At 66.6% G+C, this 11,932-nt stretch carries 11 protein-coding genes; 3 read left to right on the top strand and 8 right to left on the bottom strand.

The genetic code is table 11. The features are described from left to right. Nucleotides 1–39: 39 nt before the first annotated feature. Nucleotides 40–1,317: a hypothetical protein gene (locus SX243_02205; protein MDY7091766.1), complete on the bottom strand. Its 1,278-nt coding sequence runs from the start codon at nucleotides 1,315–1,317 to the stop codon at nucleotides 40–42. Between the two features lie 175 nt (nucleotides 1,318–1,492). Between SX243_02205 and SX243_02200 the strand changes: the two genes are divergently transcribed. Beyond that, nucleotides 1,493–2,749 carry a hypothetical protein gene (locus SX243_02200; protein ID MDY7091765.1) on the top strand — a complete coding sequence of 419 codons (1,257 nt, stop codon included), beginning with the start codon at nucleotides 1,493–1,495 and terminating at the stop codon, nucleotides 2,747–2,749. 41 nt (nucleotides 2,750–2,790) lie between these two features. Here SX243_02200 and SX243_02195 read toward each other — a convergent pair whose 3' ends face one another. Further along, nucleotides 2,791–3,792 (bottom strand): phosphotransferase, encoded by a 1,002-nt coding sequence (locus SX243_02195; GenBank protein ID MDY7091764.1) that lies wholly within the window; start codon nucleotides 3,790–3,792, stop codon nucleotides 2,791–2,793. A 254-nt stretch (nucleotides 3,793–4,046) separates the two neighbouring features. Here SX243_02195 and SX243_02190 point away from each other — a divergent pair, with 254 nt between their 5' ends. Beyond that, nucleotides 4,047–4,508 carry a hypothetical protein gene (locus SX243_02190; GenBank protein ID MDY7091763.1) on the top strand — a complete coding sequence of 154 codons (462 nt, stop codon included), beginning with the start codon at nucleotides 4,047–4,049 and terminating at the stop codon, nucleotides 4,506–4,508. After that, nucleotides 4,405–5,673, top strand: coding sequence for a 23S rRNA (adenine(2503)-C(2))-methyltransferase RlmN (rlmN, locus tag SX243_02185; protein ID MDY7091762.1), 1,269 nt, complete (start codon nucleotides 4,405–4,407; stop codon nucleotides 5,671–5,673). Before SX243_02190 ends, rlmN begins: the two co-directional genes overlap by 104 nt. A gap of 4 nt (nucleotides 5,674–5,677) precedes the next feature. Here the strand turns inward: rlmN and SX243_02180 are convergent, their stop codons facing one another. The 6 genes from SX243_02180 to SX243_02155 form a co-directional block, all read right to left on the bottom strand. Continuing rightward, nucleotides 5,678–6,919: a threonine ammonia-lyase gene (locus SX243_02180; GenBank protein MDY7091761.1), complete on the bottom strand. Its 1,242-nt coding sequence runs from the start codon at nucleotides 6,917–6,919 to the stop codon at nucleotides 5,678–5,680. Continuing rightward, a complete protein-coding gene (gene dut / locus SX243_02175) occupies nucleotides 6,915–7,373 on the bottom strand; it encodes a dUTP diphosphatase (protein MDY7091760.1) in 459 nt (152 codons plus the stop codon). Before dut ends, SX243_02180 begins: the two co-directional genes overlap by 5 nt. Then, entirely contained in the window at nucleotides 7,370–8,329 is a 960-nt protein-coding gene (locus SX243_02170; protein MDY7091759.1) for a hypothetical protein, read from the bottom strand. Before SX243_02170 ends, dut begins: the two co-directional genes overlap by 4 nt. A 34-nt stretch (nucleotides 8,330–8,363) precedes the next feature. Further along, nucleotides 8,364–8,822 carry a prepilin-type N-terminal cleavage/methylation domain-containing protein gene (locus SX243_02165; protein ID MDY7091758.1) on the bottom strand — a complete coding sequence of 153 codons (459 nt, stop codon included), beginning with the start codon at nucleotides 8,820–8,822 and terminating at the stop codon, nucleotides 8,364–8,366. A 15-nt stretch (nucleotides 8,823–8,837) separates the two neighbouring features. Beyond that, a complete protein-coding gene (locus SX243_02160) occupies nucleotides 8,838–9,320 on the bottom strand; it encodes a prepilin-type N-terminal cleavage/methylation domain-containing protein (protein ID MDY7091757.1) in 483 nt (160 codons plus the stop codon). A gap of 68 nt (nucleotides 9,321–9,388) precedes the next feature. After that, nucleotides 9,389–11,929, bottom strand: a complete 2,541-nt coding sequence (locus tag SX243_02155) for a hypothetical protein (GenBank protein ID MDY7091756.1) — start codon at nucleotides 11,927–11,929, stop codon at nucleotides 9,389–9,391. Between the last annotated feature and the right edge of the window lie 3 nt (nucleotides 11,930–11,932).

Genomic DNA, 11,932 nt, shown 5'->3' with positions numbered 1-11,932 from the left:
GGCGGAAACCCCCGCCGAGGGCCGGTGCTCAAGCCATCATCAAGCAGCCAGGCGGCGCCAGGCGGCACGGTCTCGCCGCGCGGCCTCCATGGCCTGCTGAACGCGGGCGACCAGCGCCAGGGTCAGCCCCGCTCGCTCGGCGCGGAGCAGCTCGGCGATGGCCGCAGAAATGACCTTGTTCCCCGCCAGTGGCTCGACCAGCCCGCGGCTGGTCAGGGCGGTTTCGTAGGCATCATCCCCTCGCCCGAGAAGGAACTGCAGGCGGACGAGGTCGCAGGTCGCGATGGCCGCCTCCCCCGGATGCTCCGTGCGGAAGATCTCGACCACGGTCATCAGCTGTTCACCGGCAGCTTCGAACTCGCCCAGCTCCTCCTGGATCCCCGCTTCGAGCCAAACCAGCTTCCCTTTGTGACGTTTCGAGACATGGGGGAGGTATGCCCGGGCCCTCTCGACATATTCCAGCGCTTCTTCCAACTGCCCGAGATTCTTGAGGTCCACCCCGAGGCTCTGCAAGGCAGCGAAGCGGTAGCGCCCTTCGGTTTCAGGGAGCCGCCGCAGGGCGGTTTGGAAGGCTTGCATGGCCTCGGCCTTGCGCCCTTCGTACCCCAGCCACTGCCCCATCTCGACGCAGGCCTTGGCGAGGCCCAGGTCGTCATTCTCGCGCAGGAGGATGGCGGCCGCCGCCCGCACCAAGCGATGGGCCCGGGCACTGTCGCCGTGATCGTTGATGACGTAGGAGTAGCGGCGCAGGAGATTGCCGACCTTGCGATGCTCGCCCAGGACGTGGGCGAATTCGAGCGCGGTTTGGAAGCAGTGGTCCGCGGCGTCGAGCTCGATCAAGGCCCAGTGCGCCGCTCCCGCCACCTCCAGCAACCCGGGAAGATCCGCCGGGGCGGCCAGGTCGACCAGGGGCGGGAGGAGCTCGAGGGTGGAGCGGGGGGCGCGGTAGCCCTTTTCGTTGAGGTCGGCGAAGAAGGCGTCGTCGAGGCGCCGGCCGGTGGCCTCGCCGCGGAACCGCTCCCAGGCGCGGGTCACCAGCGCCGGCGGCTCGCCGCGGGGGCGGTCGAGGCCGAAGTCGAGATTGTGGTCGCTGCGCAGCTGCTGGAGCACGAACTCGCCCGGGTCGAGGCCCAGGTGATCGAGGATGGCGAAGAACTCATCGAGGTGCAATGAGCTGGTTTCGCGGTGGTAGTACCACCACTTGGGGCTCTGGCCCAGGGCCCGTTCCATGCGGGCGTAGGAGCCGTACCCCCGACGCTGCAATTCTTCGTCCAGCGCGGCGACGAGATTGACCGAGAGCTTGCGAAATCTTTCCACCTCTTCATCCTTCCTTCGACTTGTCACTCAAGGGGATGCTCGGACTTTACCCCGAAACTCCTGTATCGCGAAAGTTCGCGAATAGGGTGTCTTTCATCGGTGGCCGGCCCACCGCAATCCAACGGAGCAATGCGATGAGAACGATCCGCGAGCCCGTGCAAGAGGAGGTCAAGACGTGAGGAAGAAAGAGAGCCACCGGACTGAAGAGGACTCCCTACCCCAGAAACACCACCGAGCCGAAGAGCACCATCCGGCGGAAGAGCACCGTCCGACGGAGGAACACCATCTGACCAAAGAGCTCTGCGCAGCCATCTTCGCCCAAGACGGGCCGCCCGAGAACACGCCCCGACATCTGCTCGACCATCTGCTGCGTCGCTGCCCGGAGTGCCTGGCCGTATGGAAAAGCTACCTCGAAAGCCAAGGCCTCCCGGGAGGGCTCAAACTCTCTGCAGACTCCTGGGCAAAGCTCGATGCGGTGTTTCAAAACATCCTTGCCCAAGCCTCGAACCTACGCCAGCGGGTGCGCAAAGAGGAGCAAGGGGTCGACAAACTCTTGCAGGAGCTCGACCAGCTCCCGAGCCCGGCGGCTCGGGTGACGCGGGTACGCCGCAGCCGGCGCTTCCGCAGCTGGGTGCTCTGCGAACGCCTGCTGGAACGGAGCCAGATACTGAGCTTCGAGCATCCGGAGGCGGCGGCGGAGAACGCCGAGCTGGTGATCGAGACGGCGTGGGCTCTCGACGACTCGGACATCGGGAAAGCGTTGATCAGCGATCTGATGGCTCGGGGCTGGGCGAATCTGGCCCAAGCGCGGCGGCTTGCCGGCCAGCCCCAACTGGCGTCCGAGGTCTTCGCCATGACCCGCCTATTCGTCGAAGAAGGCTCCGGCGATCCGCTGGTAGAAGCGGAGGTCACCGGGATCGCGGCCTTGATTCATCGCGACCTGGGACAGCTGGAGGCAGCGATCCGGCTGCATGATCGGAGCGTCTCGATCTACCAGCGCCTGGAGGTCCGAGCTCAAAGGGCGCACGGCCTGTTGCAGCGCTCCATGACACAGATCCTGGCGGGCGATTTGGAGGCGGCGCTGGAGGACCAACACCGGGCCATCGAGCTGGTGGACCAAAGCACCAACCCGCGACTCTGGCTGTGCGCGGAACATCTGCTCATCGCAACGCTCAACGAGCTCGGCAAGGGCAGCGAAGCCAGGGCTCGGCTTACAAAGCTCCAGGAAGCACCGCCGTCGACAACCGACCCCTGGAGCCGGCTACGCCAGCGCCGGCTCCAAGCGACCCTATCCCTCACCGCAGGCGACGCCGAGACCGCAGCCGAATGCGAGGACGCCGCCCGCTGCCAGCTGGCCGAAAGCGGGATCTTCCATCCGTCGATGATACCGACTCGCTCGCTGCTGACGGAGCTGGGAACGGCGGAGGGGTGAGGGATTGATGGGGCCTCGAACCGCAAAAGGGTCACCCAAGATCACCGGTCTGTATCCACTCCAACCACCGCCCCCCGCAGCTCCCCAACCAACCCCTCCCCTTCCGGCAACTGCTCCATCTGCTCCAAGCACCGGCCCAGCGTCGGAGGGATGAGGGGGAGGTGTTTGGGGAAGCCGCGATGAGCGAAGGCGGCGAAGGTGCCGATGGCTTTGAGGGTTCGCTGGACGGCGCAGCGGCGGTAGGAGAGGAGGTCGGCGTCCTTCGGGAGTACGCGGGCGAGGATGGCGGCCTCGATCTCCGATGGGGGGAAGTGGCTGTCGTTGAGCAGGGAGGCGAGGTCGTAGGAAGCGGGGGCCAGGCGGAGGTCTTGGTGGTCCAGGATGGCCAGCTGGTTAGGTCCTTCGGAGGGGATGGGGACGAGGTTGCGGACCATGTAGTCCCGGTGGTTCGGGCAGCGGGGTTCTTGGTCGATGTGCTCGCAGAGGGTGTCGAGGAAGGCTTCGAAGCGGGTCTCGAGAGGTTTGGAGAGGAGGCCTTGGGGGCGCCAGAAGCGGTCGCGGGTTTGGTCGAGCTCGCGGCGGAGGGCAGCGCCGTCAAGGACGGGATTGAGGTCGTGGACCTCTGCTGCCGGAAGCTCGCCGATGCGTCTCGCGAGGTCGGCGGCGTGGAGGTAGTGGGGGAGGCGTTCTGCCCAGGGGCGCGGGGAGAGCTCGTAGAGGGTCTGGGCACCGACGTCTTCCAGCACCATGCGCAGCTCTTCCTCATCCGAGGCAAAGATCTTCGGAACGCGAAGCTCGGCATTCTCGAAGAGCTCGGTAGTCGCGAGGAAGCGGTGGAAGACGTCCCGTTGATGCTCCGGATAGGAAGCGACGATCACCACCGTACCGTCAGCGCGGCGGGCGCGGGCGTAGGTACGGGGAGAGACGTCGCCGCCGAGGGGTTCGAAGCTCTCGGGCAAGAGGTCGTGAAAGCGGAGCCAGGACGCCGACGGAGGCTCGGGCCTTGGTGGGGTCACAGCTCCGGGAGCGACCCTTCCGGGCACCCCTCCTCCTGCTGACGATGACCCGACGGACCGCGACTTGGAAGAGGTAGAGTCGTCGGTTGGAGAACGGTCGGAAGTGGGATCGCAAGGGCGCATGGGCGAGTCGTTCGCAGGTTAGCACCGGTTTGACACCCCTGGAAGGTGCGGGCAATAATCGGGGCTCGCCCCGCTCGGAAAGCAGCAATACCGCGGGTTTCCGGACAGCGGCTCGGCGCCGGAAACGTTCCGGGAGAGGCTCGTCCGCAGGCAGCTGCGTGGCGAGAAAAAGGAGAAAGGAGACGGCCCTGGAAGACAAGCTTCGCTCGCTGCTGGAGGATTTCAGCCGGGTCCTGAACGGGACCATGGAAGGTTCCTCGATGGATGTGGAGGATTTCATCCGCCGCCTCCGCAGCTCCGGCTACGCGCTCTTCCTGACGGTGGACCGCAAGCGCAGAGAGGACGGCACCATGGAGCCGCAGAGCCTGCAGGCCGACATCCGCGCCGTACCGAGCGCGAAGCCCAGCGCGAAGGTCTCCCCAAACGACGCCATTCCCGTTCCGGCGCCGGCCGGCCGCTCCTCCACCGCCCCCTCCAGCCGGGCCGCCGACGGTGGCGAACCGAGGTTTCAAATCAATGCCCAGGATCTTCAATTCCTCCGATCCATCGGGATCGACCCCACCCGGCGACTCCGCACCCGCCGGCGGCGAGCCAAGGCCGCCCAGCGGCGACACTCCTGACGCGCCTCCGGCCACCACCCCCTCCGCACCCAACCCGTCGGATTCGCCCGAAGCGTCTGCGGGATCTCGAGATCCCAAGCCCCCGAGCCCAGAAGCCTCAGAGAAGGGTCTCGCCCCGGACCTGCTGGGCCTTCCCCTGAAAGAGCTGCAGGAGATTCTGGCCCCGGTGGTGGACCGCCCGTTCCGAGCCAAGCAGATCTTCCACGCCCTGCACCAGCGGGGGGTGAGCGAGGTCGGGGAGATGACGGACTTGAGCAAGGAGCTGCGGCGCAAGCTGGAGGACCGCTTTCGCATTGGCGTTCCCAAGGTAGTGGAGGCCCACACCAGCGCCGACGAGACCACCAAATATCTCTTCGAGCTCACCGACGGCGCGGTCATCGAGGCGGTGGACATTCCCGATGGCGAGCGCCGCACGCTGTGCATTTCGAGCCAGGCGGGCTGTGCCCTGGCGTGTCGATTCTGTGTGACAGGTTATTGGGGAGGCGGGCGCAATCTCACCGCCGGCGAGATCGTCGGCCAGGTGCAGGCCATCCGCCAGCGTATCGGCGAGCTGCCGGCCGGGCTGAACCTGGTGTTCATGGGCATGGGAGAGCCGCTGCTCAATCCCGACAATGTCCGCGACGCCATCCACCTGCTGGCGGAGCGCATCTCCTGGCGGCGCATGACGCTGTCGACGGTGGGGATTCTGCCGGCCCTGGAGGAGATGGCGCGCTGGCCCAAGCGGCCGAATCTGGCGGTTTCCCTCCACGCCCCCGACGACGAGCTGCGCAGCCGCCTGATGCCGGTGAATCAGAAGTATCCGCTGGCGGATCTGATGGCGCTGCTGCACCGATGGCCGCTGGAGAAGGGGCGCAAGATCACCTTCGAGTACGTGCTGATCCGCGACGTCAACGACAGCCTACCCACCGCCGATGCCCTGGCCTCGTTGGTCCAGGGTCTGCCGGCGAAGGTGAACCTGATCCCGGTGAACCATGACCCGGTGCTGGGGGAGCGGATGCAGCCGCCGGCGCCGGAGACCACCGAGCGCTTCCAGCAGCGGCTCAAAAGCCACGGCGTGGTGACCACGGTGCGCCGCCAACGCGGCGACGAGGTCAGCGGCGCCTGCGGCCAGCTCCGCGCCTCCCACCGCCCGGCGCGAGGCTTCCGGACGCCGGTTCAGCTGTGAAGTCCTAAAAATCTGAACGGGTACGGAGAACGTAGCCCGCGTCTTTGAGCCCCGCCCGCACCTCTTCCGCATGCCGAGCGTCGCGGGTTTCTAGCGTCAGAGCCACCTCCGCCTCCCAGAACGGGGAGGAGGTGAAGGTGTGGTGGTGATCGATCTGCACGACGCTGGCTTCCTGCTCTGCCACCACCGTCAACAGCTCCGCCAGGCCGCCGGGGCGCTGGGGGACCTGGACGGTGATGCGCATGAGGCGGCCGGAGCGGACCATGTTGCGTTCGATGATCAGGGAGAGCAGGGGCAGGTCGATGTTGCCGCCGCAGATGATGGTGGCGACCTTGGAGCGCCGCAGCTCCGGGAAGTGATTCTTCAGGATGGCGGCGACGCCGGCGGCCCCGGCGCCCTCGGCGAGAGTGCATTGGCGTTCCAGCAGGAAGACGATGGCGTCGGCGAGCTCGCTCTCGGTGACGGTTTTGACCCGATCGACGTGCTGCTGCACCAGCTCGAAGGTGCGATTCCCGGGGCGCTTGACCTGAATACCGTCAGCAAGAGTGCGGCCGCCCTGGATGGTCACCGGCTCCCCCGCTTCGAGGCTGCGCACCATGGATGGGGCTCGGGCCGCCTGGACGCCGAAGACTTGCACCTCCGGGCGCACCGCCTTGATGGCCACGGCGATGCCGGCGATGAGGCCGCCACCGCCCACCGGCACGATCACAGCGTCGAGATCCGGCACCGCTTCCAGCAGCTCGAGACCGATGGTGCCCTGACCGGCGATGACCAGCTCGTCGTCGAAAGGGTGGATGAAGGTGAGGGAACGCTCTTCCTGCAGCCGGCGGGCCTCGGCGTAGGCCTCGTCAAAGTTGGCGCCGTGGAGCACCACCCGGGCGCCGTGCTCGTGGGTGTTCTGAACTTTGATCAGCGGCGTGGTCTCGGGCATCAGAATGGTGGCCCGGATGCCGTTGCGGCTGGCGTGGAAGGCGACGCCCTGGGCGTGGTTGCCGGCAGAAGCGGCGATGACCCCGCGACGCTTCTCTTCGTCGGTGAGGCAGAGGAGTTTGTTGAGGGCCCCGCGCTCTTTGAACGAGCCGGTGTGCTGCTGGTTCTCCAGCTTGACGAAGACCTCGGAGCCGGCGACCTGGGAGAGGACGTCGGACTTGACCGTGGGAGTGCGCTTGACGTGACCGTCGAGCCGCTCCCGGGCCGTTTCGATGTCGCTCAATCCGATCATTCGCCCCTCCGAGGCAGTGTCAATCCCGCCCGGTGGAACCGAAGCCTCCGCCCCCCCGGGAGGTGGCGGTGAGCTGATCGGATTCGATCCAGCGCACCGGCTGGGCCTGAGCCACCACCAGCTGAGCGATGCGCTCGCCGCGGCGAACGGTGAAGGGCTCGGCACCGAGGTTGATGAGGATCACCCCCACCTCGCCTCGGTAGTCGCTGTCGACGGTGCCCGGAGCGTTGGCGACGGTGACTCCGTGGCGCAGAGCGAGGCCGCTACGAGGCCGCACCTGCCCCTCCCAGCCGAGGGGAATTTCGAGCACCAATCCGGTGGGAATGAGCTTCCGCTGGCCCGGCTCCAGATCCACCGGCTCCGCCACCGCCGCGCGCAGGTCGAAGCCGGCGCTGCCCTCGGAGGCGAGCTCCGGCAGCTCCAGATCCCGGCCGTGATCGAGGCGCCGGTAGCGCACCGGAACCGCATCGAGAATCAACCGTCACCTCCGCCCGTGGGATTGCGTTGGCCGCCGCCGAAGCCTCCCGCACCGCGCCGTTGCTGACCGCCAAAGCCACCCCGGCGCTGTTGTTGACGGTTGAGGCCATTGTTGCCCTGGTTGCCACGGGGGTTGTTGCCCGAGTTGACTCCCTGAGCCGGCACCGGCACGCCGAAACCCTGGCGCCCTTGGCCGCGGCGCTGCCGCTGCACAGCACCATTGTTGTTCTGCTGGGGACCACCGACCTGGTTGGGATTCTGATTCGGCAGCTGGAAGGTGATCTGCGGCTGGATCCCGTTGGGGAAGGGCCGGCCGAAAGTGTCGCCGGAGGGCACCATGGGCGGCCGGTCCGGCAGTGACGCGATGCCGGAGACCAATTCGGCGGTGAAGGCCCATTGGTCGTAGCGAGTCTTGCCCATGAAGACTTTGATGGAGTCCCCGTCCGCCTTGCTGTAGACCCCGGCGATGGGGCCCAAGCCGCCGCGCTGCCGTTCCGATCCACGGCTCGGCGGCAGACCATTTCCCTGGCTCGGCTGGCGCCGCTGGCCGCGGTTGGGCAACGCCCGGTTGATGGCATTCCGGCGATTCTGCTGGTTGGGATTCCCTTCGGCCTGGTTGGGATTGATCTGGGTACCCGGTCCGCCGGCGTAGATCAGTCCCCATTCGCCGTCGTCGGTCATGGGATCGGGGTAGAGCTGGCGAATGCACCGGGGCTTGACCTTCTCCAGCTCTTCGAGCTTGATGGGGTAGCGCTGGAAGCGGCGCTGGAAGCAGCGGATGGCCTCGGCGTATTGCAGCCCGCGGAAGATCAGCTCTTCTTCCTTCTCGCGCTGGGAGACGGAGGTCCAGAGGGGCAGGGCAGCGGCGGTGCCGATGGTCAGAATGGTCACCAAGATGGCCAGGATGACCATGTTGTAGCCCTGCTCGCCGCGGTCTTTGGCGGCTCGGCGGATCATGGCGCACCCCCCGGGATGCGGCGATGGAGCCCGGCTACCATTCGCTGTAGGGCTCCCCGTCGATACTGGTCTCTTCGGAACCGGAATAGACGTCGATGATCCCCGGCTGGCCGTCCTCCGGCAGATCCGTTTCCGCCGGCTCCTCTCCCTCTTCCAGCTCTTCGTAGACCACCTGCCAGGTATCGGAGCTCTTGGTGATGGGATCCATGGGGATCTCCCGCAGGTAGCCCTCGTCCACCAGTGCTTCGAGGCTGGGCGGGTAGTTGCCCTTGTCGGCGAAGTGCTGGTTGATGACGTCCCGCATGGTGCGCAGGTTGGTTTTGAGCACCGCCTCCTGGGCCCGGCGGGGGGAGTTGATCAGCGCCGGGATGGCGAGGGTGGCGAGGATGCCGATCATGGCGACGACGATGATCAGCTCCAGCAGGGTGAACCCACGCTGGCCGGAGCGGCTGCAGTAGCGGCGGTTGAATCGATGGTTGCGAATTTTGTGCATGGGAAGCTCCGTCGTCTACCACTCGGCGTAGGGGATGCCGTTGAGGCCCACCCCCTGACTGCTGGACCGGACATCGAAAACGTTCTCGCCTCCCCAGGAGGTGGCGTCGGGCTCGTCCTGATAACTGAGCAGAATCCAATCCTCGTCGGTTCCTACCATGGGATCGACGGGAATGCGGCGCAGGAATCGGACCCGTTTGTCCACCTGCCCCACGAGGTCGACTCCCTCCACCAGGACCTCCAGATCCTTCGGATAGCCATCGGTACCCAGATCCACCGGCAGCAGCCCGTGATCACTGTAGCGTTTGTACTCGTCAATGGCGTTGCGCATGTCCCGCAACGCCGCCCGCAGCTCGATCTCTTTGCTGCGCTTGACCGAGTATTTGGCCACCGGCAGGGTCGCCGCGGCGAGAATCAGCAGAACGGCGGCCACCACCACCATCTCGATCATGGTGAAGCCGCGCTGACGGCGGAGAGCTTGAGGTCGTCGCAGTCGCATCAAGATTCTTACGATTCAGGGCCAGGGTCTGTCCCAAGCCACGGCCCCGGGGGGCCTGAGTCGGAGATTCAATCCTGCCCGGGGTTGTCCGAGCTCTGAGTCCGAGGATCTCGCGGGCCCTGGGGGCCGGGAGCCGTGCCCTCCGCCACCACCACCGTCAGGGGTTGGGCGGTCTGGGTCGCCAGATCGGCGAGGTCGGCGTCCAGAGCCTCCGCCTTGCGGAAGGCGATGGCGCTGTTGCCCTCGGCGACGGCGCGGAAGTGGATGGTCGCCACCACGCCCCGGCCCTCGACCCCGTCGTGGCCCCGGCCCAGACGGCTGGCGCCGAGGCTCAAGGCTCCCTCCTCGGAGGTGTCGGAGAGCACGGTGACGTCACCGGCGGCGCCGAGGAAGCCGCCGGCCTCCACCCGTTCCACCGCCAGCACCGCCGGATCGAACTCCAGCTCGACGGGAAAGTGGGCCACCGGCTGACCGGCGTCGGCCATCAGCTGCACCACCAGCTCATCCCCGGGAGCCACTCGGGCGGCTTCGGCCACCAGCTCGAGGGAAATCCCGGGGGCCACCGCCGCGGAGGTGGTGGAAGTGAGCTCGCCGAGCTGCGCGATGCGCGGCGCCGCGGCGGAACCGCCCGCTGAGGTCAGCGGAGCCTGCGCTCGCGGAGCGAGGGGCTGGAGCCACGAGACGTTGGGCTGGTCCTCGTCGTCGACTTGCTGGCGGTCGTTGCGGTCGAAGAAGCTCCCCGGGGCGCTGCTGGGTGCCAGATCGACCCCCGGCGGCTCCTCCGGCTCCCCCTGCTCCTGATCCGCATTGTCGCGCAGGCCCCGCGGCAGCTGCTGCAGACGCCGGCGCAGCATCTCCTGCACCCGTTCGCGATTGCTGTCGGTCTCGAAGGGACCGTCGGTGGCGGATTCCACCCGCGGGCTGCCGCCGCGGAAGGTGATCTTGGACTCGGTGCCGACCCAGATGGGCAGCAGATCTTCCTCGGTGAGGTTGGGCGTGCGGATGATGTGCGGCGTCATGGTCAGGATGACGTCGGTGCGGGTGTTGTCGGTGTTGGTGTTGGAGAACAACCGGCCCAGGAGCGGAATGTCGCCGATGCCCGGAATGCCCGCCTGGGAGTCCAGATCCTCGGTGCGGATGAGGCCGGCGAGGAAGTTGGTCTCACCGTCCTTGAGGCGGATGGTGGACTCGATGGTGCGGGTGCCGATGACCGGCTGCCGCTGGCCCGCCGCCGCCTCCACGAAGCTGGAGATATTGCTCACCTCCACCGTCACCATGAGGGTGATCTCTTTGTTGTGGTGCACCCGGGGCTCGATCTCGATGCGAATGCCCACGTCCGTGTACTGGAAGGTGGTCAGGGGCACGATGTTGCCGCCGACGGTGTTGGAGGTGTTGAAGGTGGTGGTGGGGATGGGCACCCGCTCACCGATGAGCAGGCGCGCCTGCTCGCCCTCGCTGATGCGCAGCTGAGGCCGGGCCAGCAGCTGGGCGTCGGTATCCGTCTTCATGAAGTTGTAGATGAAGTTGGGGATGGTGAGGGACCAATTGTTGGCGGTCAGGTCGTCGATGTCGGAGAGGCGCAGGGGAATGTCGTCGCCGCCCAGGTCGAGGCTCTGGGTGACGGCGTAGTTGTCCAGGGACAGTCCCAGGTTGCGCATCTTCGACGAGTTCACCTGCAGCAGCTCGACGTCGATGACCACCTCCGCCTTGGCCTTGTCGTTGGCCTCGATGATCTTCTCCGCCACCTTCACCTTGTCGGCGGTGTCGCGCAGGATGATGGCGTTGAGCTGCTCGTTGGTGGCGATCTTCTTGGCATCCACCAGGCTGCGCAACATGGTCATGACCTGCTTGATGTCGGCGTTGGACAGGAAGAAGGTCTGAATCACCAGGTCCTCATAGTTGCGCCGGTTCTGGGGGGTGTCGGCGACCACGATGATGGTGTGCTCGTCCTGGACCTTGTAGAAGTGGCCGGCGGCGCGCATGATCACTTCCAGCGCGCTTTGGGCGGTGACGTCCTTGAGCACGATGGAGATCTCCTGATCCTTGAGGTTGGGATCGAAGAGCACGTTGATGTTGAACGCCTTGCCCAGCGCGCGGTAGATGTCCTTGACCGGCGTCGGCTCCGGGAAGTCGAGATCGATGGGCTCGTCGGAGCGCGGGTCCAGCTCCGGCGGCTGGGGCCGGGCACCGCGGGTCTTGGCCTTCAAATCCTCGAGGGTGCCGGGGGCTTCCCGCTCCTGCTCCCGGGCCTCGATGGCCTGCTGCAGGGCGACCATCTCGGCCTGGGCATATTGGTTGGTGGGGTCGAGCTGCACCGCCTGCTGGAATTCCACCATGGCGCGCTCCCAGACCTCCGCTTCGAGGTAGCGCTTGCCCTTCTCGAAATGCTCCTGGGAAGCGCGAATCTTGGTGCGCAGCAGGGCGGCCCGGTACTCCAGGTTCTCCGGCTCACGCTCGACGGCTTCCAGATAGTGCAGCACCGCTTCGTCCCATTGGCCCTGGCTGGCGGCAATCTCTGCCTGACGATAGCTCTGGTAGCTCGAGCAGCCGGCCAGGCCGAGGACGAGCAGGGCGGCGGCGAGATAGCGCCCGTAGCGAACAAAGCTCATTGA

Source organism: Acidobacteriota bacterium, from assembly GCA_034211275.1.
Taxonomy (GTDB): domain Bacteria; phylum Acidobacteriota; class Thermoanaerobaculia; order Multivoradales; family JAHZIX01; genus JAGQSE01.
This window is presented reverse-complemented; position numbering and strand designations above follow the sequence as displayed.

What these genes read in the sequence shown, in the direction of transcription:
- rlmN (MDY7091762.1), top strand. Translation starts at nt 4,405, where the DNA reads ATGCCCAGGATCTTCAATTCCTCCGATCCATCGGGATCGACCCCACCC.
- SX243_02170 (MDY7091759.1), bottom strand. Translation starts at nt 8,329, where the DNA reads ATGATCCGCCGAGCCGCCAAAGACCGCGGCGAGCAGGGCTACAACATG.
- SX243_02165 (MDY7091758.1), bottom strand. Translation starts at nt 8,822, where the DNA reads ATGCACAAAATTCGCAACCATCGATTCAACCGCCGCTACTGCAGCCGC.
- SX243_02160 (MDY7091757.1), bottom strand. Translation starts at nt 9,320, where the DNA reads ATGCGACTGCGACGACCTCAAGCTCTCCGCCGTCAGCGCGGCTTCACC.
- SX243_02155 (MDY7091756.1), bottom strand. Translation starts at nt 11,929, where the DNA reads ATGAGCTTTGTTCGCTACGGGCGCTATCTCGCCGCCGCCCTGCTCGTC.